We start from the raw sequence: 24,500 nt of genomic DNA, 5'->3' as shown, positions 1-24,500 counted from the left end.
GGCTTTGCTTTGGTGGGTAGGTTTTCATTATTTACCCTCCCTGCCGTAGCGAGTCATTGCTAGGGTTTCTTTGATTGAATTTACCTGATTTTGTAATAGGTCATACCACGTTACCGTAGCGTCATGCGTCAATCGCGCCATTGATATAGCGGTGTGTTGCTCTATTTTTTCGTAGTGAATAAGTCCTAACAGACTACCAATGTCACTTATTACAATAGACGCGCTTTCAATGTCACAAGCAATATCCGATAAATCAAAAGCAGATATTAAAATCACTTCTTTATCGTCTGCTTCGGTGGTGTCTATTACTTTGCGCTGGCTTGATTGGCTACCACTGTATAGCGTTGCTATTGCTTGGCGGTTGGCTTTGGTGTCATGGAATAATAACGGCGCGGCATCATCGCGGCTTACCTTGCCGTCATTGCAGTAATGGTATGTTTTACCGTTGGTGGTAAAGCCTAAACAATCATATTCTTTATCATTGAATAGCTTGTAAGCGCCATTGCCCACAGATGGGCATAGCACGCTATCACCTGCCTTGAATGTGGCTGGTGTGCTGTTGGTAGTGGTTTGAGTGTTTGAGGTCGTACGGATTGATTTACCCATGATGGATAACTCCTTGCGTTGTTTTTTGAGTGAATGCCACGCTATACGATAAAAGTATAGGGTGACGGGTCTTACTCTCGGTCACGCAAGCAACCGCCCTGCATATTCGCCTTACGGCTATTTTATTTTGCAGCGTCAACCCGTCATAGTCGGTTAGCAAATGATTTGCTATAGATATGATGGTTTGCCCCCTTGATGCGCTTAAGTGCGCTTGTGGGGCTATGCTTGAATAGATAGTGACAGCTTGAGAGGCTGCGCTATTATCAGGCATAAAAAAAGCCAATAAGTAACGGCTTGGCTTGCCGCTTGCGTGTTCTTTTGAGAGGTCTATATAGTAACCATTGTTGGTATTGGTTGCAATCTGTTTTGCATTGACGCGCTGGCAAGCTACCAATGACAGTAGTAAGCCAATACCTGCCACCCATGCCATGAATATGATAAAGCTAAGTAGTAAGCCGCGCTTATGTGGCTGTGTGCGATTGTGTGCCCCGTGGTCGGCTTTTAGATTGGTTTTGTTATCGTTGGTCATTTCTTACGTCCTCCACGTTAAAGGCGATTTCTGCTATATTTTTCGATAGCTCTTTTAATGACTCCACTTGTCGGCTGCCTGTCGGTAACAAGCTGCCTAACATTTTTACTTCTATTTCTGCTAATTGGGTCATGGTGTTAATGATGGTCACATTGGCGTGCAAGGTAATGATTAGCTGGTCGATAAAGCCATCAGGCATCATCAGCACGCCCTGTTCTTTTAGCCCGTCCATGACTTGAGTTATAAAGTCGTTATCACTCATGGTCTGTTGCCCCCAGTTCAGGCAGTAATATAAGCCCGTCCATCATCTCGCTTAAGATGGTTGCTAGTTCACTATTAGCGAGTAAGGCGCTTTTAACTGCCACTATCACGCCCTTGCTTGCGTCATCATCGGTCTTGATAGCACTAAGCGCCATTGATAGGTGTTCGCTATCGTTTGATAGGTCTTGTATGCGGTCATTAATGACAGACAGATAATAGCTATCTACTGCCACTGGGCGCGGCTCTAATATGTCGTTTGATTGGCTCATTTAATTCACCTCACTGTTAGATAGTTCGCTTTCAAGTAATGTTGCTTCATCAAGCCAATAAACAGAAAACCACTTATTGTTATGTTTGACCATTTCACTTTGAATGGTTAATCCAGCCGTTCGTAAGTCATGTATGCGCTGGGCTAGGCATGTGATTTGGTAAAGGCGGTAAGCGTCCCATGTGGTGATTGTTGCCCCTGTCATCAGGTGCGCTCTAACAATCTCTATTTGGGTTTTAGGTGCTTGCTCGTTTGTCACTGGGGCGGTAGCGGTGGCTGTAGTAGTCATGGCTCTATACCTCGCTAGTGGTTGAGGTGTGAGAATTAAGCCATTCGTGAACGTCTGCATAGCTCCATGCTGTCATGGTAGGGCTTAGCTTCTTGCCAGCTGGGAAACGTCCATCTTTTGACCATTCAAACAAGGTGGTTTTGCTAAAAGGTAGGAACGGCAAAATGTCCTTTGCTCTGCCCATGCCAGTAGTAGGCAGTTGCATAGCTTGATTGTTTGCGGTGGTTGGTTCAGTGTCGTTCGAGGTGTCACCAGTAAAGGGAATAACTGGTGCGTTTTGGGTGGCTTGTTGCTGTGTCATTTTAACTGCTCCATATCGTATGATTTGCACCGCTGCGGTGTGCTGCGATATGGATAGAATAGACAACAAAAAACCCTCTAAATAGAGGGCTTACGGGCTGTAAAAGGTATTTAACGGGGTGTTTATTCCGTGATAGGTAATTGTTTTTTGAACAAAAGGTCAATATTTACTTTTTGCTTTTCATCATCGCTTTGTCTGCCCTGTTTAAAACCTAAGTTTTTTAAGTGATTATCGTACAAGGTGTCATATGTTACCGTTAAATTATTGGCTTTATCTTGCTGTTCATCAGCTAGCACAAACGCTAATTCTTTCATGTATGGCACTATATAGTTAGCTATATCGCCTTTTCTTAACTTGCCTTTGTAGTCTAATTCAATCAATACAGCAGCAAGGCTTCTATTAAACTGCTTGATAGCCTCTTTCTTTATATTGTAAATGTCAGTGTTTGACTGTGTAATGCTATCAGCTGGCTTGGCTGCTAGTTCAGTTTTGGCTTTTGCTAATTGGCTTTCTAGCTCCGATATTCTTTTTTCTGCTATCTGTTGAATTAAAGCTGTGCTTTTCTTTGTGCTTTCAAAATTGCGTTTATAGTGGTCACGTTCTGACTCAAGATATTTATTATTTATTGATAACTTATCTAACTTATCTTTACATTCGGTCAGCCGTTGTCTATCACCTTCATATAGCGTTTTTTGGATATTGTAAAAAGCTTCAGGTTGTCCTTTCTTATTAAATAGTTCTTGATATTGGGCTTTAATCTTTTCGTTTTCAGCTCTTAGGGTGTCGTATTCTTTGGGTAGTCCTTGATAAAAAGCCAGTTCATCACTGTCATTATCATGTTCAGCGTGTGTTATATCGGGTGATTCGGTATTAAATATTATCTGTTCGTCTAGCTGCATACCTATATTAACTAGCTGCTCTACAAATCTTTTTTTAGCGAACCCTAACTTATATATAGGGTTGCCTATTCCAATATTTCCACAGTCAAGACACGCTTTCAACTCATACGCGATAGACTCAAAAGTAATAAAAGGCTCGTACTGTGAATGCTCATTACTACTGCATACATAGACAGCTTTAACTGAAGTAGGGGTGATGAGTAGTAAGTAAGTCTGCTGTCTTAAAAGTGAACCTACTATAAGGTCAAAGGCTTGTTGTAAAGTACCTTTGCCATGTTCCGATACAAAATAAGCACTATCAAGAATTGATATAAACTGCTTATTCATTCGCTGTTCTTGCTGTTCAAAAAAACTCACATTCACACCCCTACACCCTTTAATCAAAATAGGTGCAAGGCAGTGACAGCATAAGGGTGTGTAAATAGCTGTCGTTCGGGTAATTAGTCCTAGCCTTGCATAGTCGTTACAGCTAAGCCATGCCCTCATCATTGACAGCATTGGCAAGTGTGTCTGTTATCCATTGGTTTAGGCTCATACCGTGGCTAGTAGCAATCGTGGTTACTTGCTCGTGTAGCTCACTTGGTAAACGGGTCATAAACTTACCTGAAAAGCTCTTATAGGGGTCAATGCCTTGTTCTTGGCAAACGTCCAAAAAGGTTTGTAGTGACTGCTTACCCTCATTTTCTAAAGCGGCAATGCTGTCACCATAAAAGTCTGCCCCACCATTTAACCCTACAAACTCCCCACGAAATAAATCTAATTCAGGGTCGTATTGAATGATGGCTTTATGGTCATTAATCATCATAATGTTTTGCATGATTATTCCTTATTATTAGTTACGGGGGCAGTGTCTTTGGCTTCATCAATAGGGCTATACCCTAAACTATCTAGCCATTTACGAACGCTAGCGACTGCGCCCTTATCTGTTGTGGGCTGGGGGTGTGGTCGGTGGTAAACTTGTACTTCACCATCTAACACTACCGCTATTCTTGAACCTGCCCGTTCGCTAACATCTGCACCTAATGCTATAAATAGGGCTTCAATGTCTGCCCATTTTATGTTTGCTGATATAGGCTTAGTAAAAATAATATTAAGTGTCTTTAGGTGCTTACGCTGCATGTTATTTCCTTAGCTCTACGGTCATTATAGTATCATATAGTGGTACTAACAATAGTTATCTAGCCATGCTTTTGTGCTTGTTGTTTAAAGTCTGCACGTATTAAGTTATCAATCTTGCCAGCGTAAGCATCATCAATGAAGTTTGCCCATTCATTCATCATCTTGGTTCTATAGGGTAAATGCTGCGCCCCGTTATAGGCTTTACTTATTTTGTTCTCTTTCTCATGTGCCAGCTGTAGCTCTATCGCTTCGTGCATGTATTCCTGTTCGTGTAGGGTAGTGCTGGCAAGTCCTCTAAAGCCGTGCCCTGTCATTCTGCCCTTATAACCCATGCGCCATAGGGCAGTGATAAAAGCGTTTGTACTGTATGGCTTACGGGTTGAGGTATTAAAGAAAACATACTTGTCCGAAAAGCCTAGCGCCTTGATTTGCTCTAAGATTGCTATTGTTTGAGGGGCAAGCGGTACTAGGTGTGGTCTGTCCATTTTCATTTTGTCGGCTGGTATGCGCCATAACTTAGCTTTGTAGTCTATCTCGCTCCATTCCATAAAGCGCAATTCTTGCGTTCTCACAAACGTATAGCACATAAACCACAAGCCTAGCTTCACCAGTAGGTCACCCTCATAGGCGTTAATATCTTGTAGTAGCTTTGGTAATTGCTGGCTGGTGATACGGCTATGGTGCTTCACCTTATGGGGCTTTAAGGCTTCGGTTAGGTCGTTGGCTGGGTTGAGGTTGGTTAAGCCCTCACGGATTGCTTGCTTAAAGATTTGCCCTGTTTGACGCATTGCACGCCTTGCCATATCACTAGCGCCCCTTGCTTCGATAGCTTTACCGATAGCCAAAACATCAGGCGCGGTTATGTCCTCTATGTTCATGTGTCCAATGACGGGCTTAATATCGCGCTGGTATTGTGAGTAATCACGGCTATAGGTGGTAGCGGCAATGTGCGCCTTACGGTCATCATGCCACCGCTGGGCTATGGTATCGAACGCCCTTGAACCATCATTATCTGCTTGTGTCTTTTTCTTATCGTCTTTAGGGTTGATGCCATCAGCTATAAGCCTTTTAATCTCAATATTGCGCTGGCGTGCATTTTGTAGGCTCATTACTGGATAAGTGCCAATAGTGAGGGTTTGCTGTTTGCCTTGCCACCTGTAGGCGCTAATCCATGACTTAACGCCCGTATAACGCACCCATAATTGCAGCCCGTTACCATCACTGTGTTTATCAGGTCGTTTTGTTTCAATCGAGGTGCTACTAGGCTGTAGCTTGTTGATACCTGTATGGGTTAGGGGCATGGGGTTATCCTTTGTTGGTATTGTCCATGTTGGTACTGCTCAATACCAACAATAATACCAACATTCTATATGGAACGCCATACACCTATATAACGCTCAATACCTGAAAAACGCCCAAAATAAAGGGCATACGGTCAATGACGGTATGCCCTAATATTGTGTTTGGTCGGAACGGCAGGATTTGAACCTGCGACCACTACACCCCCAGTGTAGTGCGCTACCAGACTGCGCTACGCCCCGAATGACTGACTATTTTACGCAAAATTATGCATATTGCAAGGGCTATTTATTTTAGCCAAAATCTACAGTCGCATTTTACTTATCATAGTCAGCATAACCAATGAGCAGTTAACCTTAACCCAATAGCTCTTTTAGGATTTGGTTTACTTGTTGTGGATTGGCACTACCACGGCTGGCTTTCATCACTTGCCCGACCAGACCGTTAAAGGCTTTTTCTTTACCGCCGCGATACTCGTCGACCATCGCTTGATTTTTCGCGATGACCTCTTCAACAATGGCTTTGATAGCGCCGGTATCGGTTTCCTGCTTAAGACCTTTTTCTTCGATGATTTTATCAGCGGCGTCATCAGCGTCGCCGCCTTCACGCTCATAGAGAGCACTAAAGACTTTCTTAGCCAATTTGCCAGATAAGGTATCGTCTTTAATACGCGCTAGCATACCAGCCAATTGCTTGGCACTGATAGGCGAGTCGATGATGTCTTTATCATCTTTGTTAAGTGCACCGAGCAGATCGCCCATGACCCAGTTAGCCGCCATTTTGGCATCTTGTTGTCCAACCTCAGCGACGACATCTTCGAAATAATCGGCTAGCGGACGGCTACCGGTTAGGATACGAGCGTCATATTCTGATAGACCAAGTGCCTCTTCAAAACGTGCACGGCGGGCAACAGGCAATTCAGGCATCGCTGCACGAATGCTATCAACGGTATGCTGCTCGATACGGACAGGCAGCAAGTCAGGGTCAGGGAAGTAGCGATAATCGTTGGCGTCTTCTTTGGTACGCATGGTACGGGTTTCATCGCGCTCAGGATCGTATAGCATCGTCGCTTGGATGACTTTACCGCCGTCCTCAATGATATCGATTTGGCGCTCGATTTCACGGTTGATAGCGCGCTCGATAAAGCGGAACGAGTTGAGGTTTTTCAGCTCAGTACGTGTGCCAAGCTCGCTTCCTGGCTTGCGCACAGAAACGTTACAGTCGCAGCGGAATGAGCCTTCTGCCATGATGGCATCAGAGATACCAAGCCATGTGACCAGCTGGTGAATGGCTTTGATATAAGCAAGGGCTTCATGAGCTGAGCGCATATCAGGCTCAGAGACGATTTCGATTAATGGCGTACCAGCGCGGTTCAAATCCACGCCCGTCATGCCATCGACAGCATCATGCACCGATTTTCCAGCATCTTCTTCTAAATGGGCGCGGGTGATACCCATACGTTTAGGGTATTCGTTTTTCTCGCCTTCATTGACCACCACGTCGATATAACCCTTGCCAACGATAGGATTGGCCATTTGGGTAATTTGATAGCCTTTTGGTAAATCAGGGTAGAAGTAGTTTTTACGATCAAACGTATTAAATAAACCCAGCTCAGCATTGACGCCAATGCCGAATTTTAAGGCGCGATCGACGACGCCACTGTTTAATACGGGCAAGACACCCGGCAGACCTAAATCGACGATACTGGCTTGGGTGTTTGGCTCATGACCAAAGTCAGTCGGTGCGCTGGAAAATATCTTACTTTCAGTATTAAGTTGGCAGTGAATCTCAATCCCGATGACCACTTCATAGCCATCGACGAACAGCTCTTTGCGGACGATTTCTTGGTGAGCGGCATTATCAGTAGTAGTTGCTGTGTTCATTATACCGTCTCCTTCGCGATGGTAGAGTGTTGTAAATGGTGGTCGGTATGCTGCTGGAATAGGTGCGCGGTAGAGAGCAACTTGCTTTCTTGCCAATACTGACCAATCAATTGCAAACCAATTGGCAAACCGTTTGAGGTTAAACCAACAGGCTGACTAAGTGCAGGTAAACCGGCTAAGTTAACACCGATGGTATATACGTCACCCAAATACATCGTTGCAGGGTCGAGGTCTTCACCAAGCTTATAAGCAGCAGTTGGCGCGGTTGGACTGGCGATGACATCACAGTTAGCAAAAGCGTCTTCGAAGTCTTTGACAATGAGTCGACGTACTTTTTGAGCCTTGGTGTAATAAGCATCAAAGTAACCAGCAGATAGCGCGTAAGTACCGGTCAAAATACGACGTTGTACTTCAGGGCCAAAGCCTTCTGAGCGTGAGCGCGTGTATAAGTCGAGAAGGTCGGTTGGGTTTTCACAGCGATAACCAAAACGCACGCCATCAAAACGTGACAGGTTCGATGAGGCTTCCGCTGGTGCGAGCATATAATAAGTCGCAAGGGTAATCTCAGGGTCAGTAATATTGACCTCTACAATCGTTGCACCAAGCGCTTCGTATTGCTTTAGCGCTGCACGTACCGCTTGCTCGACTTCCGTATCTAGTCCGCTCGTAAAGTACTCTTTTGCCACGCCAATACGTAAGCCTTCTAATGGCTTCGCGTTATCACCAGCGGCAGTGACCGCAGCATTCAAATCTTGGACATAATCTGGCATATCATGTTTGATAGAAGTGGCATCGCGTGGATCATGACCAATCATCGGTTGTAGCAGATAAGCACAGTCCATGGCACTACGACCCATGCTACCTGCTTGGTCAAGACTTGAGGCGTAGGCAATCATACCGAAGCGCGAGATACGACCATAAGTTGGCTTGATACCGGTTAAACCACAAAATGACGCTGGCTGACGAATAGAACCACCCGTGTCACTAGCGGTAGCAACGGGCACAAAGCCTGCGGCGACGGCGGCAGCACTACCACCTGATGAGCCACCGGGGACGTGATTTAGATTCCAAGGATTGTGTACCGCACCATAATGCGAGCTCTCATTATCCGAGCCCATCGCAAACTCATCCATATTGAGCTTACCAAGGCTAATCATGCCCGCTTTATCGATATTGGTGACGATAGTTGCATCATAAGGTGAGATGAAGTTATGTAGCATTTTTGAGCCACAAGTCGTCAATACACCTTGGGTACAAAAAATGTCTTTATGTGCCATTGGTACGCCAAGCAGCGGACGCTTGTCGCCTTGGGCACGCATCTCATCTGCTGCTTGTGCTTGTGCGCGCGCGGTTTCAGAGGTATGAGTGATAAAACTGTTAATCTTGCTGTCGAGCGCGTCGATGCGCTTTATATAATGTTCAGTTAATTCCGCGCTGCTAAATTGTTTGTCTTGCAAGCCCGTAATAAGCTGCTGGGTACTTAAGAGGTGAAGTTCAGACATAAGGTGTCGTCCGTCAAAATGTGAGTAGCAGTAAATAGGATAAAATAAAGGTAAAAATTATTAGAATAATTATTCAATCACTTGTGGCACAAGGTATAGACCCGCTTCAACAGCAGGCGCCATTGATTGATTGCGCTCGCGATTGATATCGTGTTTGGCGACGTCTGCGCGCAAATCTTGGCAAACTTCATGAATGTTTGACAAGGGTTTGATATCGGTGGTGTCTACATTACCAAGCGTTTGCATCAGCTTTAGTACTTTGGTGATATCGTCAGCGTAGCTGCTGGCGGTGTCTTCATCAACACCTAAGCGCGCAAGGCGGGCAACTTCTAAGATTTCTTGACGGCTGACAGTATTTTCAGTCGCTGGGGTTGGCTGTGACATAATTTCTCCAGTTAAGGACAGTTTTTATTAGAGTAGGGTATGACTAAAATGGGTCAGTATTAAGAGAGATAATCGTTAAAACATACTAAAACAGGTTAAAAAATATTAAAACACAAGCTCTATCTGTATGTTTTATAGAGAGTGTCCTTATTATAAAGCATCTCAGCCAAGATTACAGAGCAGGGCTTTGATTGCTGCATTATTATCTATGCTTTATTGGTCTTTATGCTGCATTCATTTTTATGTTTTGCTCGTTGGCTTTATGAGGCGCTGCTGTTATTAAGCCTTGCTGTTACTAAGCGCGCAACTGTCTTTATTAATATAGTCAATCTTAAATGAAACAAGTACAAGTATTATAACGCGCTACTGGTATTCATTTTCCTTGCTTGCTGTGCCTACGCAGACAGAGGCTGCGCAAAATGAATACCAGTAGCTCTGTGTTCATTTTATAGCGGATCGCCTATAGGCTGACTTTAGAAAACAGCCCTAATTGCAAAATTGACCGGATAGTTATGGATTGATTATCAATTAGTCACTATTTGGTTATGAAATACGTTACAGTATGCACCCACTGCTAAGCAAATTAATAAGCAAAACACTCAGCAGAAATGTCACATGGCTGTAGCGCCTTGTTAGTTATTGAATTAAATGATGTTTCATATAATGGAGTGGTATTGTCCGCCATTTCAAACTTTGTAACAACTTTTAGCGCTTAAGAGCAAAATCCTAGCGTACTGATGCAAATATCTGTGTTTTTTTTGAGCTAAATCGGTATAATTTAGCTCAGTTTTTGCATTTCATCATTATGGCTTCGGTTTGACTTGTTGCGATGATAAACTCTCGCCACAGGTCATGTCTAACGACGACCTGCTCAACACTGACGAGTAAACCCTCAGTCAATTTCGTTCGCCTCATTCGCCTCATTTGTAAGACGCTGGATATATTAGTCATGAACCTGTTTGGATTTTTATCAAATAATATCGCAATCGACCTCGGTACTGCGAACACCCTTATTTTTATTCCTGGTAAAGGCGTGGTGCTCGACGAGCCTACGGTGGTCGCGCTACGAAGTAATCGTACCCAGAACCCTACCGTTGCTGCCGTTGGTATTGATGCCAAGCAAATGCTAGGTCGTACGCCTGCCAATATTACGGCGATTCGCCCGTTAAAAGACGGCGTGATTGCGGATTTTGAAGTGACGCAAAAAATGCTCAAGCATTTTATCACTAAGGTAAGAGCCAAGCGTTTTATGGCACAGCCTAACGTGGTGGTTTGTGTTCCTTGCAAATCAACCCTTGTTGAACGTAAAGCGATTCGCGAAGCGGTCTCATCAGCAGGCGCAAGCAAAGTATTGTTGCTAGAAGAGCCTATGGCGGCAGCGATTGGTGCTGGCATGCCGGTTCATGAAGCCAGTGGTTCGATGGTCGTTGATATCGGTGGTGGTACCACTGAGATTGCTGTTATCGCCTTGTCAGGTTGCGTCTATGCGGAGTCGATTCGTATCGGTGGCGATATGTTTGATGAAGCGATTATCACTCATGTACGCCGTACCCACGGTTGCGTGATTGGAGAAACCACCGCTGAGCGTATTAAACAAGAAGTTGGCTCGGCATTAAATGAAGACAGCCAGCTAGAAGTTGAAGTTCGCGGTCGTAGTATGGCAGAAGGCGTGCCAAAGACCTTTACGGTCAATTCTGAAGAGGTGCAAAAAGCCCTTAGCGATCCATTAAGTGGTATCGTCAGCGCAGTAAAAACCGCACTTGAGCAAACACCACCTGAGCTGTCATCAGATATCGCAGAACGCGGTATTGTCTTAACGGGCGGCGGTGCGTTATTAAGAGGTTTAGATAAGCTGATTTCAAAAGAAACCGGTCTACCTGTTACTGTTGCTGAAGACCCATTAACTTGCGTCAGCCGTGGCGGTGGTATTTCGCTTGATTTTATCAATAACAAAAGTCTTAATATGATTTTTGTCTAAATCGGTAATGCTTATATAGGTGGTGCTGTTCATATAGTTGGTACTGTTTATTTCGTACTGCCTATATAGTTAGTAATCAGGCATGGCTATATTTGCTCTGTTTGATGAACGCTAGCATGACATTGCGTGGGCGCTTTATCATAAAAACCGTTTTTTCTTATTCGTTTTATTCTATTAAAGGTAGCCAATCAGGTTGCCTTTAATAACATTAATCCATGCCAAAATTCATGCTGAAATTAAATAGCAGCAAGATATTACTTGCTTGGTCATTTTGGTCATTGATTTTTAGCATTGCTATAGTTAGTTTAAAATAAAAACACTACGTTATAGCTATGTGCGACTGGTATAAATTTTCCTTGTTTGCTGTTATCACAGAGGCTACGAAAAATCCATCCCAGTCGCACGGTATAGATTTTGAAATTGTATCGATTTTAAAGTAGTTCTACTATATCGAGATGCTAAGTACAAAATTTTGATAGGGTCATATTTTATATCTTGATATTTGCTATTGTTATGTCAAGTAGCCGTTATTGCTCACATTAAAACCTCTAGATTAGACCAACTATGATTCCAAGTATTTTTGCTCGCCAACCGCTAGCGCTTCGTAAGACTGCTATTGTATTGATAGTGGCGCTGATATTGATGTGGTTTGATAGCAAAAATCCAGAATGGTTCAATCCCATACGTACGACCACCCATGCCGCCATGCAGCCCATTTATGAGCTGTCGTTATTGCCAAGCTATGCAAAACACTGGTCAAGTGGCAGTCTGCAATCTAAAGAAGCGCTACGCCGCGAAAACATGCAGCTAAAATCGCAACTTATCCATGCCCAAGCTAAGCTGCAGCAGCAAGATTATATCTTGGCACAAAACGCCCGCCTGCAAGGTATCCTATCGACGACACGTCCCGAACAGTTTGATTTAAATTTGGCCCAAGTGATTGGTACTGATACCAATCTGCTCAGGCAAATCGTGGTGCTCAATAAAGGCGAGCAAGATGGCGTGCAAGTGGGTCAAACGGTCATCGATGAAGACGGTATCTTAGGGCAGATTATTAATGTCTATCCTAATACCAGCCGCTTGTTATTGATTACCGATGAGCAGCAATCAGTTGCCGTGACCGTCAAGCGTACGGGACAGCGCGCCATTGTCACCGGTGAGGGCATACCGACCTCTTTACGCCTTAATTACGTCTTTAAAACCTCAGATGTGCGCGTCGGTGATGAGCTGGTGTCATCGGGATTGGGTGGGCGTATACCGGCAGGCTATCGGGTTGGGCGCATTGCTCATGTCGAAGATACGCAAGCCGATAACTTTAGAAGTATTGAAGTCACGCCAGCGGCAAACTTTATCGACAATGCTTACGTGCTGGTGCTACAAGATAAGCTGAGCAATGAACGCAATGCAGGCATCAGTGAAAATTAATAGCTTATTCATAAGCATGCATAGCTTGTCATAATCCATAGCGTGCATGTATGGATAGATGGATGAATGATATCCAAAGATATTATTAACCGTTAACCGCCGTGTTATTCCCCTCAATGCTAGATTAATAGTCAAATAGCAGCCGCTAAACACTCGCTAAAGGTAAGTATTCATGGCATATCCTGATTCTGATAATGCAACTGGGCTGTTGCTTGCCGTGATTGTCCTGAGCTTTATTGTCGCCTCCTCGCTCAGTGTTTATCCGTTAAGCCCGAGCATGGCAACATTGCGCCCGATGGTTATGATGATGGTGCTGATTTTTTGGTTACTGTTTCAACCACGTTATGTTGGGGTTTTTGCCGCCTTTACCATTGGCATCATCGCTGATTTGTTGATGGACACACACTTAGGTCAGCAAGCCTTTGCTGCCGTGATGGTGGCATTGGTGATAAAAGTCACTAGCATCTATATCAGACAGCTAAATACCATCAGTGCGTGGTTAATTGCCAGCCTAGGATTGGTCATCTTTCAAGTCACTTTATGGATACTACAGATGTATATCCAAGATACCTTTGTCGCCCAATCTGCCTTATCTTTATTGATGAGTATTATAAGTTGGCCATTGGTGCTATTTATATTACGCAAATTTGCGCGCTGATTTTAGATGCTTATTAGGGCGTGTCCTCATTTTAAAAATGGTGATAAAAATGAGATAAATTGTAGCCAAACGAGGAAAATAGTGCAGTTAATATCGGGATATTACCCAGCTATTTGACGAGGTTTGGCAAAATTTAGCCATTTTTAGCCCATTTAGATGTCCATCGATTGAATTGAGGACACGCCCTAATCTGCAACAATAAAAAGTCATGAATTTATAAAATAAGAGAATAGCAATGAAACTCATTTTAGCGTCTGGCTCACCGCGCCGTCATGAGCTGTTAACCAGAGCGCAACTGGACTTTACGGTCATGAGCATCGATATTGACGAAACGCCTCATATTGACGAAGCACCCAAAGCGTATATTGAACGTATGGTCGCTACTAAGGCAGAGGCAGCAGTCGAACAATTAAATAGAGCATTGAATAAAAAGTTAAACGACAAACAAGCTGATTTACCCGAATCCATTATTATTTTAACCGCTGATACCATCGGTGTCTTAGCAGACGGCAAGACAGTGTTGGTTAAACCGGCTGATCGTGAAGACGCTTATCGCATGTGGCAGCAGATGTCTGATAATGTCCATGAAGTCTGGACAGCGGTGCAAGCAACTCATGTAGCATTCTCCTCTAAAGCGGCTAACAATCCAAATCATAAGCCAGTATTGCAAGTCGTGAATCAGCAACGAATCACTGAGCGTACCGAAGTGACCTTTATACCTTTAACCATAGAGATGATGAGTAATTACTGGGACAGCGGCGAGCCTGCTGATAAAGCGGGTGGTTACGGCATTCAGGGTTTGGGTGCAGCATGGGTGAGCCGTATTAATGGCAGCTATACCAATGTGGTTGGTTTGCCGCTGGCACAGACATTGGCGCTTATAAACAAGATGCAAATAAATGACATGCAAGTAAATGACATGCAACTAAAAGAAATGCCAGAGGATAAAGCTAAGGTTGTCAATTCGCTAAAAGCAGATGGCTAACCTTTATGCACATAATGACACGGTAGGGTGATGGGCAAACGCAAGGTGCATTTGGTACACTGTGAGGCTACCAAACTATGAACGCTTCACAAGAAAGCTGAGTGATAAGAGAAAATATTATGTCCGAAGAGCTGCTGATTAATATTAGTCCCATGGAATCTCGGGTCGCCGTGTTGGATAACGGTGTCTTAGGCGAGATTTATATTGAGCGTCATCATAAACTGGGTTTGGTCGGCAATATCTATCTAGGGACGGTGGTACGTGTGCTTCCTGGTATGCAGGCAGCCTTTGTTGATATTGGACAATCGCGCACCGCATTTTTACATGTCAATGATATGCAGCGTGAACCGCGTCCAGTCGCCGAAAAGAAAAACAAATCCCAAGACTCGACCAATAACGAACGCACTATTATAGACGCTGCTACTGATGAATTAGCAATCACGCCGCCCGTTGTCAGTGCGCAAAGCACTGAAGTCGTCCCCGTTACAAAAACTCTGATTCAGCATCGTCTGCACGAAAGCCAACGTATTTTAGTACAAGTCACCAAAGACCAGCTCGGTAGCAAGGGTGCGCGTCTAACCACCAATATCTCGCTACCATCACGTTATTTAGTGTACCTGCCATCAAGTGAGCATATCGGTATCTCGCAACGTATCGATGGCGACGAAGAGCGCACACGGCTGAAAACTGAACTTGCTAGCCTGATGCAAACGGTCAATCTAAAAGGCGGTCTGATTGCCCGTACGGCGGCTGAGCGTGTCCCTGTCGATAAGCTTGAAGAAGATATTTACTATTTATTGCAGCTGTGGCGCACTATTTGTGCCCGTCGCCAAGAAATGAAGCCCAATCAAAGCTCCGAGCTTATCTATCAAGAGTTATCGCTGCCACTGCGCTCGATTCGTGACTTGGTACATGCCGATACCGAAAAAGTGGTGATTGATAATGAACAAATTTATGAGCAAGTTAGATACTTTGCCAAAGAATTTGTCCCCTTTGTCTATGACCGCATTGTGCATTATACCGCTGAGCAATCACTGTTTGATGTGCACCGTGTCGAAGACGACTTACGCGACGCCCTAAAACGGCGGGTTGACTTAAAGTCGGGTGGCTATCTGATTATCGATCAGACTGAAGCCATGACCACGATTGATGTCAATACCGGCTCATTCGTTGGCGCGCGCTCGTTAGAAGATACCGTTTATAAAACCAATCTCGAAGCCACCCATGCTATTGCACGGCAGCTACGTCTGCGCAATCTAGGTGGTATTATTATTCTAGATTTTATTGATATGCTTGAGCAGCAGCATAAAGACGATATTTTAGAGAGTTTGCAAGCACAGCTGACACAAGACTATGCCAAAACCAAAATCACCCAAGTCAGTGAGCTTGGCTTGGTTGAGATGACGCGCAAACGTACGCGCGAATCGCTCGGTCAGCAGCTTTGTGAGCCGTGCTCAACCTGTCAAGGTCGCGGCTTTGTTAAAACCGCTGAAACCGTCTGCTTTGAGATTTTCCGTGAAATTATGCGCTGTGCTCGCACTTATAACTCACCAAAGAAATTTACCGTGGTCGCCCATGCTGCCGTGATAGATTTATTACTGACTTCAGAGTCGGACACCGTGGCAGATTTAGAATACCTATTGGGTCGGGTAATTACCTTTGATGTTGAGAATCTTTATACCCAAGAGCAGTATGATATTGTTCTAGATTAAAATGTGATTGTTAACTGCCTCAAATACATATTTAATAAGTTATTTTGCTATAAATAGTAGGAATGTGTTTTACAAATAATGTTTTATATCAACTACTATCTAACATCATTGCAAATAACCTCCTTGCAATGGGTCAAAAATTATGTATAATACACACCACTGAATTATATATGCGCAGCCAATCAAACAGCTGGCGCTATGACAGCTAGAGCATCGTTTCTAGCACTATTTCATTATGCCTTTGCTGACATCCTATAATGGAAGGGTCGGCGGGGCTTTAAACTATTTTGCTTTTAGTACGCTATAAGTTCCGTTAACGAACTCATTCTGGTTTAGAACAGAAGGCCGCTTTAAGTGAATATTTAACCAAACGGCTTTTGCTCATTTACTTGCAAAGCAAGAATGACAAAGGCACATATTAGGAGCTTGCTGGCATGGCTAACCAGAGAATCCGTATCCGTCTTAAGTCTTTTGATCATCGTCTGATTGATCAATCTGCACAAGAGATTGTTGATACTGCAAAGCGCACCGGTGCGCAAGTTTGTGGTCCTGTACCGTTGCCGACTCGCATTGAGCGCTTCAACGTTCTAACTTCACCACACGTAAACAAAGACGCTCGTGATCAGTACGAAATCCGTACTCATAAGCGTATGGTTGACATCGTTCAACCTACCGACAAAACTGTGGATGCGCTAATGAAGCTTGACTTGGCGGCGGGTGTTGACGTTCAAATTGCTTTGGGTTAATGCACATAAACACCCAACCCATTAATATAAGATATAAAGAGGTCTAAAATGGCGATCGGTTTAGTCGGTAAAAAATGCGGCATGACCCGTGTCTTCACTGAAGCAGGCGCATCTATCCCTGTAACAGTGGTTGAGATCAGTGCTAACCGCATTACTCAAGTAAAAAATACTGATGTAGATGGCTATCAAGCCATCCAAGTTACCACAGGCACCCGTCGTGACAGCCGCGTAACAGCAGCTCAAAAAGGTCACTTCGCTAAAGCTGGTGTTGCAGCTGGCCGTGGTGTTTGGGAATTTCGTGCCAATGAAAGCGATCTTGAAGGTCGTGAAATTGGTGGTGAGATCCTAGCTGACTTGTTCGAACAAGGTCAGATGGTTGATGTCACAGGACAGAGTAAAGGTAAAGGCTTTCAAGGCGGCGTGAAGCGTCACAACTTCAGCATGCAAGATGCCACTCATGGTAACTCAGTATCTCACCGTGCCCTTGGTTCAACTGGTCAAAACCAGTCACCAGGTAAAGTCTTCAAAGGCAAAAAAATGCCAGGTCAGATGGGTAACAAACGTGTTACCGTTCAGGGCCTAGAAGTGATATCGGTTGATGTTGAAAAAGGGTTACTTGTCATCAAGGGTGCTATCCCAGGTGCCACCGGTGGCGATGTCATCGTACGTCCGTCAGTCAAAGCCTAAGCAAGGGGATTAACGTGGATTTAAAAACAGTTACAGGGGCGGCAGTTGAGCTTTCTGATACGGCTTTCGGTCGTGAATTCAACGAAGCATTAGTGCATCAAGTCGTCACCGCATATCTTGCTGGTGCTCGTCAAGGTACACGCGCTCAAAAAACCCGTGCCGAAGTTTCTGGCGGTGGCATTAAGCCATGGCGCCAAAAAGGTACTGGTCGCGCTCGTGCAGGTTCTATTCGTAGCCCAATCTGGCGTTCTGGTGGTCGTGCATTCGCTGCAAAACCACAAGATTGGTCACAAAAAGTTAACCGTAAGATGTATCGCGGTGCGATGCAGTGCATCCTAGCCGAATTGATTCGTCAAGATCGTCTAATTTTGGTTGAAGAGCTAAGCGTTTCTGGCCCTAAGACCAAAGAGCTGATTGCAAAGTTAAATGACTTAGGCGCACCTCGTGCACTAATCGTCACCAAAGAAGTTGACGAAAACTTATACTTAGCTGCTCGCAACATTCCACACGTCAATGTACTTGGTACAAACGAAGTGGATCCAGTGAGCTTGATTGCTTTTGATAAAGTAATCATGTCAGTTGAAGCTGCGAAACAATTTGAGGAAGCACTAGCATGAATAACGCAAGACTTTATCAGATCCTAAGAGGACCTGTATTCTCAGAGAAATCTCAAATGCTTGGCGATTCACTTGGTGTGCAGGTATTTAAAATTGACTCTAACGCTACTAAGCTAGAAGTCAAAAAAGCAGTTGAGATGATGTTCGAAGGCGTTGAAGTTTTAAAAGTAAACACTTTGAATGTTAAAGGTAAGACAAAGCGTTTTGGTAAGAATATCGGCCGTCGTAATGACTATAAAAAAGCCTACGTTACCTTAAAAGCTGGTCAAGATGTACAAATGGCTGATGCTGGTGAAGACGTCGCAAAAACGACTGCTTCTACTAGTGAAACAGCGAACAACGAATAAGGATTACACTCATGCCTATCGTAAAAGCAAAGCCAACATCACCAGGCCGTCGTTTTGTTGAAAAAGTGGTGCATCCACACCTTTACAAAGGTCGTCCTTTTGCAGCGCTTCTCGAATCAAAAAGTAAGTCAGGTGGTCGTAACAATAATGGTCGCATCACGACTCGTCACATCGGTGGTGGTCATAAGCAACATTATCGTATTATCGATTTCAAACGTACTAAAGACAATATCCCAGCCACGGTAGAGCGTATTGAATACGATCCTAACCGTACTGCGCACATTGCTTTACTTAAGTACGCTGATGGTGAACGCCGCTATATCATTGCTGCTAAAAAACAAGCAGTTGGTGATACAGTAATGTCAGGAGAGAACTCTCCAATCCGTCCAGGTAACTGTTTACCGCTGAAAAACATCCCATTGGGTACTGTGATTCACAATATCGAACTTAAAATCGGTAAAGGTGCACAGCTAGCTCGTTCTGCGGGGGCCAGCGTTCAATTACTTGGTCGTGACGGTATTTATGCTATTCTACGTCTACGTTCTGGCGAAACACGCCGCGTACATGTGAACTGCCGTGCCGTTATCGGTGAAGTTTCTAACACTGAAAACAACTTGAAATCACTTGGTAAAGCCGGTGCTTCACGTTGGCGTGGTGTTCGTCCTTCTGTTCGTGGTGTTGCTATGAACCCGGTTGATCACCCACATGGTGGTGGTGAAGGTCGTAACAAAGGTCGCCATCCAACCAGCCCTTGGGGTCAGAAGTCTAAAGGACTTAAAACGCGTCACAATAAGCGTACTGACAGTATGATCATCCGCCGCCGCGCCAAGAAGAAATAAAGGAAGAATTTCATGCCTCGTTCATTGAAAAAAGGTCCATTCATAGACGCGCACTTGTTTGCCAAAGTTGAGAATGCATTAGACACCAACTCACGCAAACCAATTAAGACTTGGTCGCGCCGCTCGATGATTTTGCCACAAATGGTTGGCCTAACCTTATCTGTTCACAACGGCCGTACTCATGTACCGGTTATCGTGAGCGAACAGATGGTTGGTCATAAACTAGGTGAATTTGCCCCGACTCGTACGTATCGTGGTCATGGCATTGACAGAAAAGCTAAGAAATAAGGTGCTTACCATGGAAGTAACTGCAAAATTACGCGGTGCCGCCATTTCGGCACAAAAAGTTAGACTCGTTGCTGATGAAGTTCGTGGCAAATCTATCGAGCGTGCTTTGGATATCCTAACGTATAGTAATAAAAAAGGCGCTGTCTTCGTTAAGAAATGTCTTGACTCAGCCATCGCCAATGCCGAACATAACAACGGTTTAGATATTGATACCCTTAAAGTATCAACCATCTACGTTGATGAAGGCATTACGCTAAAACGTATCCTACCACGTGCTAAAGGTCGCGCTGATCGTATCAGTAAGCGTACTTGTCACATCACTATAAAGGTAGGAGAATAAGTTATGGGTCAAAAAGTACATCCAATCGGAATTCGTCTTGGTGTTGTCAAAAAGCATAACGCAAACTGGTATGCTAACCCTAAACAATACTCAGAATACCTGATCAACGACATCCAAGTCCGCGAGTATCTACGCAAAAAACTAGATAATGCTATGATTAGCAATATCATGATTGAGCGTCCTACTGGTGCTGCTAAGATTACCATCGCCACTGCGCGTCCTGGTATTGTTATCGGTAAGAAAGGCGAAGATATCGAAAGACTTCAAAAAGAATTGACCAAAATTATGGGCGTACCTGCTCAGGTCAACATTGAAGAAATCACTTCACCTGATCTTGATGCACGTTTGGTCGCTGATGGTATCGGCAGCCAACTTGAGCGTCGCGTTATGTTCCGTCGTGCGATGAAGCGCGCGGTACAGAACAGCATGCGCTCTGGTGCTAAAGGTATTAAAGTTGAGTTGTCTGGCCGTCTTGGCGGTGCTGAGATCGCTCGTACTGAATGGTACCGTGAAGGTCGTGTGCCATTGCATACACTCCGCGCTGATATTGACTACGCGTCAGTACGTGCAGAGACAACTTACGGCACTATCGGTGTAAAAGTTTGGATTTTCCGTGGCGAAATCCTTGACGGCATGAACAGTGTATACAATCCCGTCAAAGAAGAGCAGACTCGTGCGCCAAAACGCCGTGGTCGTGGAAACGGAAACCGTCGAAACACAGACAGAGGTTAAACTATGTTACAGCCAAAACGTACCAAGTTTCGTAAAATGCACAAAGGTCGTAACACTGGGCTAGCTCATCGTGGAAGCACCGTTGCATTCGGACAAATTGGTCTAAAATCGTTGACTCGTGGTCGTATGACTGCCCGTCAAATTGAAGCAGCACGTCGTACCATCACTCGTAAAATTAAGCGTGGCGGTAAGATTTGGATTCGTGTATTCCCAGACAAACCAATTACCAATAAACCACTAGAAGTACGTATGGGTAAAGGTAAAGGTCCTGTAGAATATTGGGTATGCGAAGTCAAACCTGGTAAAATGCTATATGAAATCGAAGGGGTTTCAGAAGACCTTGCTCGCGAAGCGTTAACGCTTGCTGCAGCAAAACTGCCCTTTAAAACTACCATTGTTAAGCGGACGATAATGTAATGAAGATCAGTGAATTACGTGATAAATCATTAGAAGAACTGACCCAGTTACTTGATGAAAAGCAACTTGATGCTTTCCGTATTCGTATGGCTAAAGCAACTGGTCAGTTGGGGAATACCCATGAAGTGCGTGTCAATCGTCGTGCGATTGCTCAGCTTCAGACTTTGATTAACGAGAAACAACGAGGCGACTCATGAGCGATAACAATCAAACAGCGACCAATGCTAGCGTATTGACAGGACGAGTTGTCAGCGACAAGATGGACAAGTCCATCACAGTTTTGATTGAGCGTCTGGTTCGTCATCCTTTGTATGGCAAACAGCTTCGTCGTTCTACAAAAATCAAGGCTCATGATGAGAATAACGTTTGCCAACAAGGCGACCTTGTCCGCATCAAAGAAACGCGTCCAATCTCAAAAACCAAGTCTTGGACTTTGGTTGAAGTGGTTGAAAAAGTAGAAAAAATCTAAGTAAATTGCATTAAAAGCCAGAAGCTGTTAAAATAGCCGCCTTTTTAAGGATGCTGATTGCGCCGAGCGTATATCACTCACATTAAGAGTAGCAGCGGTTATTATTATTAAAATGCCGACTACTCATACTGTGCTAGCGGCAGCAACTGGTTTTTATTGCTCATACGTGTGGAGTAACGCTATGATTCAGGTTGAATCGATGCTGGAAGTTGCAGATAATAGCGGTGCAAGACGAGTTCAGTGCATTAAAGTACTGGGTGGCTCTCATCGTCGTTATGCATCAGTTGGCGACATTATTAAAGTAACGGTTAAAGAAGCCATTCCGCGTGGTCGTGTTAAAAAAGGCGACGTGATGAATGCTGTAGTTGTACGTACCAAAAAAGGCGTTCGTCGTCCTGATGGTTCTGTTCTGCGTTTTGACGACAATGCTGCGGTATTGTTGAACCAAAACAAAGCACCGATTGCAACTCGTATTTTTGGACCGGTAACTCGTGAACTACGTGGTGATCAGTTTATGAAAATTGTATCACTAGCACCAGAAGTATTGTGAGGTAATCCATGTCAAAATTACGTAAAGGCGATACAGTTATCGTGATTGCTGGGAAAGACAAAGGCAAGCAAGGTACTGTACAAGCTGTAAAAAATGATCGTATTAAAGTTGAAGGCATTAATATTGTCACTAAACATCAGAAGCCAAATCAGGCAACTGGCGTTGAAGGTGGCATTCTTAAGCAAGAAGCTTTTCTGCATATCTCAAATGTCGCAATATTAAATGCGCAAACCCAAAAAGCTGATCGTATTACTTATCAGTTCGGCGAAGACGGCAAGAAACAACGCGTCTATCGTTCGAACGGTGAAGTAGTGGCGACTGCGTAAGACACTAAGGGTGTAATGGTAATGGCAAGATTAAAATCTTTATATAACGAAGAATTAAAGCAGCAAATCAAAGAAGAACTTGGTTTGGCGAACGTGATGCAAGTGCCTAAAATCACTAAAATCACACTAAATATGGGTGTAGGCGGCGCGTCTCAAGACAAGAAATTGCTTGAAGGTGCAGTAGCTGATATGACCGCTATCGCTGGTCAAAAACCTGTCGTCACCAAAGCGCGTAAATCAGTTGCTGGCTTTAAAATTCGTGAAGAATGGCCAATTGGCTGTAAAGTAACGCTACGCGGTGAGCAAATGTACGAATTTTTAGATCGTCTCATTGCCATTGCAATTCCTCGTATTCGTGATTTCCGCGGTTTTTCACCTAAAGCCTTTGACGGACGTGGTAACTACTCATTGGGTATCAAAGAACAAATCGTATTCCCAGAAGTAGACTTTGACAAGATTGATCGTATCCGCGGTATGGATGTGACAATCACCACGTCAGCTGGTACTGATGAAGAAGGTCGTGCGTTGCTTAAAGCATTCGGCTTCCCATTTAAATAAGGTAAAGACGTTATGGCAAAGAAGAGCATGATTAACCGCGAATTAAAGCGCGAAAAAATGGTTGCTAAGTACGCTGACAAGCGTATCAAGCTAAAAGAAACTATCAGTGATATGACTGCAAGTGACGAAACTCGTATGGAAGCGATGTTAGAGCTACAAGCTCTACCACGTAACGCATCACCAGTACGTCTGCGCAATCGTTGTGCTATCACAGGTCGTCCTCACGGTTACTTCCGCAAGTTTGGCTTATCACGCAATATGCTGCGTGAGCGTGTCATGCAAGGCGATGTGCCTGGTGTTCGTAAAGCAAGCTGGTAAGGAGTAACTATATGAGTATGCAAGATACCGTTGGGGATATGCTAACCCGTATTCGTAACGCACAAATGGCCAATAAAGTATCGGTAGCAATGCCGAGCTCTAAACTACGTAAATCAATCGCTGACTTATTGGTTAGTGAAGGTTATGTAGCTAGCGCTGTTGTTACTGAAGAAGAAAACAACAAAGCAACTTTATCTATCGAATTGAAATACTTCGAAGGTAAAGCTGTTATCGAAACGATTCAACGTTTTAGCCGTCCTGGTTTACGCCAGCATCGCGGTAAAGACGCTATCCCTACTGTTAAACAAGGTATGGGTGTTGCTATCGTATCAACTAGCCAAGGTATCATGAGCGATCGTGCTGCACGCGCTGCTGGTATCGGTGGTGAAGTCGTTGCATTCGTTGCCTAATTAGCAATTATTGCTATGGGTAATGAGACGATAAAGTCTACTTGAACCCCTTTGAGCTGCTGATAACTCTGCATAGAATTAACGAAGCTCAAAGAACGCTAAGCATTTGATATTGATAAAATTGAATGATGTTTATTGGGAACAATTATGCTAAACTAGCAGGCTTTTTAGCCTGTTAGTTTTTTCGCTAATATAAAGAAGTTAATTTTTTAAGGAATATTCCTATGTCTCGTGTGGCTAAAGCCCCAGTGACGCTGCCAAACGGCGTAAGCGTTACTTTGAACGATCGGCAGGTCGAAGTTAAAGGCAAGAACGGCAATTTGTCTTTACGCCTGCATGATTTGGTCGAGCTGAAACAGGAAGATGATGCAATCATTTTCTCACCTACAGTCGATTCAAAAGAAGCCATGATGCACACTGGCACCATGCGCGCTCTGCTTAACAACTATGTTACAGGCGTTAATGAAGGCTTCGAAAGACGTCTTCAACTAATTGGTGTTGGTTATCGTGCTCAAGCTACTGGTAATAAAGTAACGCTAAACGTTGGTTACTCACATCCAGTAGAATATACGTTACCTGAAGGTGTATCGGCTGAAACACCAACGCAAACTGAAATTGTTTTGAAATCAAACAATAAGCAGCAGCTTGGTCAAGCAGCGGCTAATATCCGCGCTTTCCGCCCACCAGAGCCTTACAAAGGTAAAGGTATTCGTTATAGTGACGAGCATGTGATTCGCAAAGAAGCCAAGAAAAAATAA

Annotated in this window: 34 protein-coding genes, 1 tRNA gene and 1 pseudogene; 22 read left to right on the top strand and 14 right to left on the bottom strand. The window is 44.1% G+C overall.

The genetic code is table 11. The features are described from left to right. Positions 1 to 27 precede the first annotated feature (27 nt). The 14 genes from JMX50_RS10400 to gatC form a co-directional block, all read right to left on the bottom strand. The gene (locus JMX50_RS10400; protein ID WP_201629455.1) at positions 28 to 606 is read right to left on the bottom strand and encodes a hypothetical protein; all 579 of its coding nucleotides are present in this window, start codon (positions 604 to 606) and stop codon (positions 28 to 30) included. Continuing rightward, on the bottom strand, positions 599 to 1,135 hold the full coding sequence (locus JMX50_RS10395) for a hypothetical protein (RefSeq protein WP_201629454.1): 537 nt from the start codon (positions 1,133 to 1,135) through the stop codon (positions 599 to 601). The genes JMX50_RS10400 and JMX50_RS10395 overlap by 8 nt, the downstream gene beginning before the upstream one ends. Further along, positions 1,122 to 1,397 carry a hypothetical protein gene (locus JMX50_RS10390; protein WP_201629453.1) on the bottom strand — a complete coding sequence of 92 codons (276 nt, stop codon included), beginning with the start codon at positions 1,395 to 1,397 and terminating at the stop codon, positions 1,122 to 1,124. The genes JMX50_RS10395 and JMX50_RS10390 overlap by 14 nt, the downstream gene beginning before the upstream one ends. Then, positions 1,390 to 1,665: a hypothetical protein gene (locus tag JMX50_RS10385; RefSeq protein ID WP_201629452.1), complete on the bottom strand. Its 276-nt coding sequence runs from the start codon at positions 1,663 to 1,665 to the stop codon at positions 1,390 to 1,392. Before JMX50_RS10385 ends, JMX50_RS10390 begins: the two co-directional genes overlap by 8 nt. Further along, positions 1,666 to 1,953, bottom strand: coding sequence for a helix-turn-helix domain-containing protein (locus JMX50_RS10380; protein ID WP_201629451.1), 288 nt, complete (start codon positions 1,951 to 1,953; stop codon positions 1,666 to 1,668). 4 nt (positions 1,954 to 1,957) lie between these two features. Next, on the bottom strand, positions 1,958 to 2,254 hold the full coding sequence (locus JMX50_RS10375) for a helix-turn-helix transcriptional regulator (RefSeq protein WP_227671023.1): 297 nt from the start codon (positions 2,252 to 2,254) through the stop codon (positions 1,958 to 1,960). Between the two features lie 122 nt (positions 2,255 to 2,376). Beyond that, positions 2,377 to 3,510 (bottom strand): hypothetical protein, encoded by a 1,134-nt coding sequence (locus tag JMX50_RS10370; RefSeq protein WP_201629450.1) that lies wholly within the window; start codon positions 3,508 to 3,510, stop codon positions 2,377 to 2,379. Between the two features lie 112 nt (positions 3,511 to 3,622). After that, positions 3,623 to 3,970, bottom strand: coding sequence for a type II toxin-antitoxin system HicB family antitoxin (locus JMX50_RS10365; protein ID WP_201629449.1), 348 nt, complete (start codon positions 3,968 to 3,970; stop codon positions 3,623 to 3,625). A 2-nt stretch (positions 3,971 to 3,972) separates the two neighbouring features. Further along, positions 3,973 to 4,272 (bottom strand): type II toxin-antitoxin system HicA family toxin, encoded by a 300-nt coding sequence (locus tag JMX50_RS10360; protein WP_201629448.1) that lies wholly within the window; start codon positions 4,270 to 4,272, stop codon positions 3,973 to 3,975. A 59-nt stretch (positions 4,273 to 4,331) separates the two neighbouring features. After that, complete coding sequence (locus JMX50_RS10355; protein ID WP_201629447.1) at positions 4,332 to 5,573, bottom strand: tyrosine-type recombinase/integrase; 1,242 nt, start codon at positions 5,571 to 5,573, stop codon at positions 4,332 to 4,334. Positions 5,574 to 5,736: 163 nt separating this feature from the next. After that, a tRNA-Pro gene (locus tag JMX50_RS10350) sits at positions 5,737 to 5,813 on the bottom strand. A gap of 114 nt (positions 5,814 to 5,927) precedes the next feature. Beyond that, positions 5,928 to 7,454, bottom strand: a complete 1,527-nt coding sequence (gene gatB, locus JMX50_RS10345) for an Asp-tRNA(Asn)/Glu-tRNA(Gln) amidotransferase subunit GatB (protein ID WP_201562664.1) — start codon at positions 7,452 to 7,454, stop codon at positions 5,928 to 5,930. Then, complete coding sequence (gene gatA, locus JMX50_RS10340) at positions 7,454 to 8,956, bottom strand: Asp-tRNA(Asn)/Glu-tRNA(Gln) amidotransferase subunit GatA (protein ID WP_201562663.1); 1,503 nt, start codon at positions 8,954 to 8,956, stop codon at positions 7,454 to 7,456. The genes gatB and gatA overlap by 1 nt, the downstream gene beginning before the upstream one ends. Before the next feature lie 69 nt (positions 8,957 to 9,025). Further along, on the bottom strand, positions 9,026 to 9,340 hold the full coding sequence (gene gatC / locus JMX50_RS10335; RefSeq protein ID WP_183621128.1) for an Asp-tRNA(Asn)/Glu-tRNA(Gln) amidotransferase subunit GatC: 315 nt from the start codon (positions 9,338 to 9,340) through the stop codon (positions 9,026 to 9,028). 949 nt (positions 9,341 to 10,289) lie between these two features. Between gatC and JMX50_RS10330 the strand changes: the two genes are divergently transcribed. From JMX50_RS10330 to rplF, 22 genes and pseudogenes are all read left to right on the top strand, one after another. Continuing rightward, positions 10,290 to 11,318, top strand: coding sequence for a rod shape-determining protein (locus tag JMX50_RS10330; RefSeq protein ID WP_227670493.1), 1,029 nt, complete (start codon positions 10,290 to 10,292; stop codon positions 11,316 to 11,318). A gap of 564 nt (positions 11,319 to 11,882) precedes the next feature. After that, the gene (gene mreC / locus JMX50_RS10325; RefSeq protein WP_201624051.1) at positions 11,883 to 12,743 is read left to right on the top strand and encodes a rod shape-determining protein MreC; all 861 of its coding nucleotides are present in this window, start codon (positions 11,883 to 11,885) and stop codon (positions 12,741 to 12,743) included. Between the two features lie 172 nt (positions 12,744 to 12,915). Beyond that, a complete protein-coding gene (mreD, locus tag JMX50_RS10320) occupies positions 12,916 to 13,401 on the top strand; it encodes a rod shape-determining protein MreD (RefSeq protein ID WP_201619945.1) in 486 nt (161 codons plus the stop codon). A gap of 235 nt (positions 13,402 to 13,636) precedes the next feature. Further along, positions 13,637 to 14,386, top strand: a complete 750-nt coding sequence (locus tag JMX50_RS10315) for a Maf family protein (RefSeq protein ID WP_201629446.1) — start codon at positions 13,637 to 13,639, stop codon at positions 14,384 to 14,386. Between the two features lie 119 nt (positions 14,387 to 14,505). Continuing rightward, positions 14,506 to 16,098 carry an Rne/Rng family ribonuclease gene (locus JMX50_RS10310; protein ID WP_201629445.1) on the top strand — a complete coding sequence of 531 codons (1,593 nt, stop codon included), beginning with the start codon at positions 14,506 to 14,508 and terminating at the stop codon, positions 16,096 to 16,098. Positions 16,099 to 16,532: 434 nt separating this feature from the next. Then, a complete protein-coding gene (rpsJ, locus tag JMX50_RS10305; protein WP_010196670.1) occupies positions 16,533 to 16,844 on the top strand; it encodes a 30S ribosomal protein S10 in 312 nt (103 codons plus the stop codon). Between the two features lie 48 nt (positions 16,845 to 16,892). Beyond that, positions 16,893 to 17,531, top strand: a complete 639-nt coding sequence (gene rplC / locus JMX50_RS10300; RefSeq protein WP_201562653.1) for a 50S ribosomal protein L3 — start codon at positions 16,893 to 16,895, stop codon at positions 17,529 to 17,531. A gap of 14 nt (positions 17,532 to 17,545) precedes the next feature. Then, the gene (gene rplD / locus JMX50_RS10295; protein WP_149490930.1) at positions 17,546 to 18,148 is read left to right on the top strand and encodes a 50S ribosomal protein L4; all 603 of its coding nucleotides are present in this window, start codon (positions 17,546 to 17,548) and stop codon (positions 18,146 to 18,148) included. After that, complete coding sequence (gene rplW / locus JMX50_RS10290; RefSeq protein WP_183621135.1) at positions 18,145 to 18,495, top strand: 50S ribosomal protein L23; 351 nt, start codon at positions 18,145 to 18,147, stop codon at positions 18,493 to 18,495. The genes rplD and rplW overlap by 4 nt, the downstream gene beginning before the upstream one ends. Before the next feature lie 11 nt (positions 18,496 to 18,506). Beyond that, positions 18,507 to 19,334, top strand: a complete 828-nt coding sequence (gene rplB / locus JMX50_RS10285) for a 50S ribosomal protein L2 (RefSeq protein ID WP_149490928.1) — start codon at positions 18,507 to 18,509, stop codon at positions 19,332 to 19,334. Between the two features lie 12 nt (positions 19,335 to 19,346). Further along, positions 19,347 to 19,622 (top strand): 30S ribosomal protein S19, encoded by a 276-nt coding sequence (gene rpsS, locus JMX50_RS10280; protein ID WP_021813372.1) that lies wholly within the window; start codon positions 19,347 to 19,349, stop codon positions 19,620 to 19,622. A gap of 10 nt (positions 19,623 to 19,632) precedes the next feature. Next, positions 19,633 to 19,962, top strand: a complete 330-nt coding sequence (gene rplV, locus JMX50_RS10275) for a 50S ribosomal protein L22 (protein WP_068408473.1) — start codon at positions 19,633 to 19,635, stop codon at positions 19,960 to 19,962. Positions 19,963 to 19,965: 3 nt separating this feature from the next. Beyond that, positions 19,966 to 20,758: pseudogene (gene rpsC / locus JMX50_RS10270) on the top strand (30S ribosomal protein S3). After that, the gene (gene rplP / locus JMX50_RS10265; RefSeq protein WP_183621137.1) at positions 20,698 to 21,111 is read left to right on the top strand and encodes a 50S ribosomal protein L16; all 414 of its coding nucleotides are present in this window, start codon (positions 20,698 to 20,700) and stop codon (positions 21,109 to 21,111) included. The pseudogene rpsC and the gene rplP overlap by 61 nt, the downstream one beginning before the upstream one ends. Beyond that, complete coding sequence (gene rpmC / locus JMX50_RS10260; RefSeq protein ID WP_011279794.1) at positions 21,111 to 21,308, top strand: 50S ribosomal protein L29; 198 nt, start codon at positions 21,111 to 21,113, stop codon at positions 21,306 to 21,308. Before rplP ends, rpmC begins: the two co-directional genes overlap by 1 nt. Beyond that, entirely contained in the window at positions 21,305 to 21,580 is a 276-nt protein-coding gene (rpsQ, locus tag JMX50_RS10255) for a 30S ribosomal protein S17 (RefSeq protein WP_201562651.1), read from the top strand. The genes rpmC and rpsQ overlap by 4 nt, the downstream gene beginning before the upstream one ends. 181 nt (positions 21,581 to 21,761) lie before the next feature. Next, the gene (rplN, locus tag JMX50_RS10250) at positions 21,762 to 22,130 is read left to right on the top strand and encodes a 50S ribosomal protein L14 (protein WP_010196702.1); all 369 of its coding nucleotides are present in this window, start codon (positions 21,762 to 21,764) and stop codon (positions 22,128 to 22,130) included. 8 nt (positions 22,131 to 22,138) lie between these two features. Continuing rightward, complete coding sequence (gene rplX, locus JMX50_RS10245; RefSeq protein WP_011279796.1) at positions 22,139 to 22,456, top strand: 50S ribosomal protein L24; 318 nt, start codon at positions 22,139 to 22,141, stop codon at positions 22,454 to 22,456. 21 nt (positions 22,457 to 22,477) lie between these two features. Further along, a complete protein-coding gene (gene rplE / locus JMX50_RS10240; protein WP_102077550.1) occupies positions 22,478 to 23,014 on the top strand; it encodes a 50S ribosomal protein L5 in 537 nt (178 codons plus the stop codon). A gap of 12 nt (positions 23,015 to 23,026) precedes the next feature. Further along, positions 23,027 to 23,332 carry a 30S ribosomal protein S14 gene (gene rpsN / locus JMX50_RS10235; protein ID WP_011279798.1) on the top strand — a complete coding sequence of 102 codons (306 nt, stop codon included), beginning with the start codon at positions 23,027 to 23,029 and terminating at the stop codon, positions 23,330 to 23,332. 11 nt (positions 23,333 to 23,343) lie between these two features. Then, the gene (gene rpsH, locus JMX50_RS10230; protein WP_201629444.1) at positions 23,344 to 23,742 is read left to right on the top strand and encodes a 30S ribosomal protein S8; all 399 of its coding nucleotides are present in this window, start codon (positions 23,344 to 23,346) and stop codon (positions 23,740 to 23,742) included. Between the two features lie 224 nt (positions 23,743 to 23,966). Further along, positions 23,967 to 24,500, top strand: a complete 534-nt coding sequence (rplF, locus tag JMX50_RS10225; protein WP_183621140.1) for a 50S ribosomal protein L6 — start codon at positions 23,967 to 23,969, stop codon at positions 24,498 to 24,500.

Source organism: Psychrobacter maritimus, assembly GCF_904846345.1.
GTDB classification, from domain to species: Bacteria; Pseudomonadota; Gammaproteobacteria; order Pseudomonadales; family Moraxellaceae; genus Psychrobacter; species Psychrobacter maritimus.
Note: the sequence above shows the minus strand (reverse complement) of the source record. Positions and strands in the feature narration are given on the sequence as shown.

Excerpts from the sequence above, each read along its gene's own strand:
- JMX50_RS10355 (WP_201629447.1), bottom strand. The coding sequence starts at position 5,573 with ATGCCCCTAACCCATACAGGTATCAACAAGCTACAGCCTAGTAGCACC.
- rplX (WP_011279796.1), top strand. The coding sequence starts at position 22,139 with ATGTCAAAATTACGTAAAGGCGATACAGTTATCGTGATTGCTGGGAAA.
- rplW (WP_183621135.1), top strand. The coding sequence starts at position 18,145 with ATGAATAACGCAAGACTTTATCAGATCCTAAGAGGACCTGTATTCTCA.
- rpsH (WP_201629444.1), top strand. The coding sequence starts at position 23,344 with ATGAGTATGCAAGATACCGTTGGGGATATGCTAACCCGTATTCGTAAC.
- rpsQ (WP_201562651.1), top strand. The coding sequence starts at position 21,305 with ATGAGCGATAACAATCAAACAGCGACCAATGCTAGCGTATTGACAGGA.
- JMX50_RS10360 (WP_201629448.1), bottom strand. The coding sequence starts at position 4,272 with ATGCAGCGTAAGCACCTAAAGACACTTAATATTATTTTTACTAAGCCT.
- gatB (WP_201562664.1), bottom strand. The coding sequence starts at position 7,454 with ATGAACACAGCAACTACTACTGATAATGCCGCTCACCAAGAAATCGTC.
- mreC (WP_201624051.1), top strand. The coding sequence starts at position 11,883 with ATGATTCCAAGTATTTTTGCTCGCCAACCGCTAGCGCTTCGTAAGACT.
- rplF (WP_183621140.1), top strand. The coding sequence starts at position 23,967 with ATGTCTCGTGTGGCTAAAGCCCCAGTGACGCTGCCAAACGGCGTAAGC.
- rplE (WP_102077550.1), top strand. The coding sequence starts at position 22,478 with ATGGCAAGATTAAAATCTTTATATAACGAAGAATTAAAGCAGCAAATC.
- rplV (WP_068408473.1), top strand. The coding sequence starts at position 19,633 with ATGGAAGTAACTGCAAAATTACGCGGTGCCGCCATTTCGGCACAAAAA.
- rpsJ (WP_010196670.1), top strand. The coding sequence starts at position 16,533 with ATGGCTAACCAGAGAATCCGTATCCGTCTTAAGTCTTTTGATCATCGT.
- rpsS (WP_021813372.1), top strand. The coding sequence starts at position 19,347 with ATGCCTCGTTCATTGAAAAAAGGTCCATTCATAGACGCGCACTTGTTT.
- rpmC (WP_011279794.1), top strand. The coding sequence starts at position 21,111 with ATGAAGATCAGTGAATTACGTGATAAATCATTAGAAGAACTGACCCAG.
- gatC (WP_183621128.1), bottom strand. The coding sequence starts at position 9,340 with ATGTCACAGCCAACCCCAGCGACTGAAAATACTGTCAGCCGTCAAGAA.
- rplP (WP_183621137.1), top strand. The coding sequence starts at position 20,698 with ATGTTACAGCCAAAACGTACCAAGTTTCGTAAAATGCACAAAGGTCGT.
- rplC (WP_201562653.1), top strand. The coding sequence starts at position 16,893 with ATGGCGATCGGTTTAGTCGGTAAAAAATGCGGCATGACCCGTGTCTTC.
- JMX50_RS10375 (WP_227671023.1), bottom strand. The coding sequence starts at position 2,254 with ATGACACAGCAACAAGCCACCCAAAACGCACCAGTTATTCCCTTTACT.
- rpsN (WP_011279798.1), top strand. The coding sequence starts at position 23,027 with ATGGCAAAGAAGAGCATGATTAACCGCGAATTAAAGCGCGAAAAAATG.
- rplB (WP_149490928.1), top strand. The coding sequence starts at position 18,507 with ATGCCTATCGTAAAAGCAAAGCCAACATCACCAGGCCGTCGTTTTGTT.
- JMX50_RS10395 (WP_201629454.1), bottom strand. The coding sequence starts at position 1,135 with ATGACCAACGATAACAAAACCAATCTAAAAGCCGACCACGGGGCACAC.
- mreD (WP_201619945.1), top strand. The coding sequence starts at position 12,916 with ATGGCATATCCTGATTCTGATAATGCAACTGGGCTGTTGCTTGCCGTG.
- JMX50_RS10385 (WP_201629452.1), bottom strand. The coding sequence starts at position 1,665 with ATGAGCCAATCAAACGACATATTAGAGCCGCGCCCAGTGGCAGTAGAT.
- JMX50_RS10315 (WP_201629446.1), top strand. The coding sequence starts at position 13,637 with ATGAAACTCATTTTAGCGTCTGGCTCACCGCGCCGTCATGAGCTGTTA.
- gatA (WP_201562663.1), bottom strand. The coding sequence starts at position 8,956 with ATGTCTGAACTTCACCTCTTAAGTACCCAGCAGCTTATTACGGGCTTG.
- JMX50_RS10330 (WP_227670493.1), top strand. The coding sequence starts at position 10,290 with ATGAACCTGTTTGGATTTTTATCAAATAATATCGCAATCGACCTCGGT.
- JMX50_RS10390 (WP_201629453.1), bottom strand. The coding sequence starts at position 1,397 with ATGAGTGATAACGACTTTATAACTCAAGTCATGGACGGGCTAAAAGAA.
- rplN (WP_010196702.1), top strand. The coding sequence starts at position 21,762 with ATGATTCAGGTTGAATCGATGCTGGAAGTTGCAGATAATAGCGGTGCA.
- JMX50_RS10400 (WP_201629455.1), bottom strand. The coding sequence starts at position 606 with ATGGGTAAATCAATCCGTACGACCTCAAACACTCAAACCACTACCAAC.
- JMX50_RS10380 (WP_201629451.1), bottom strand. The coding sequence starts at position 1,953 with ATGACTACTACAGCCACCGCTACCGCCCCAGTGACAAACGAGCAAGCA.
- JMX50_RS10310 (WP_201629445.1), top strand. The coding sequence starts at position 14,506 with ATGTCCGAAGAGCTGCTGATTAATATTAGTCCCATGGAATCTCGGGTC.
- JMX50_RS10365 (WP_201629449.1), bottom strand. The coding sequence starts at position 3,970 with ATGCAAAACATTATGATGATTAATGACCATAAAGCCATCATTCAATAC.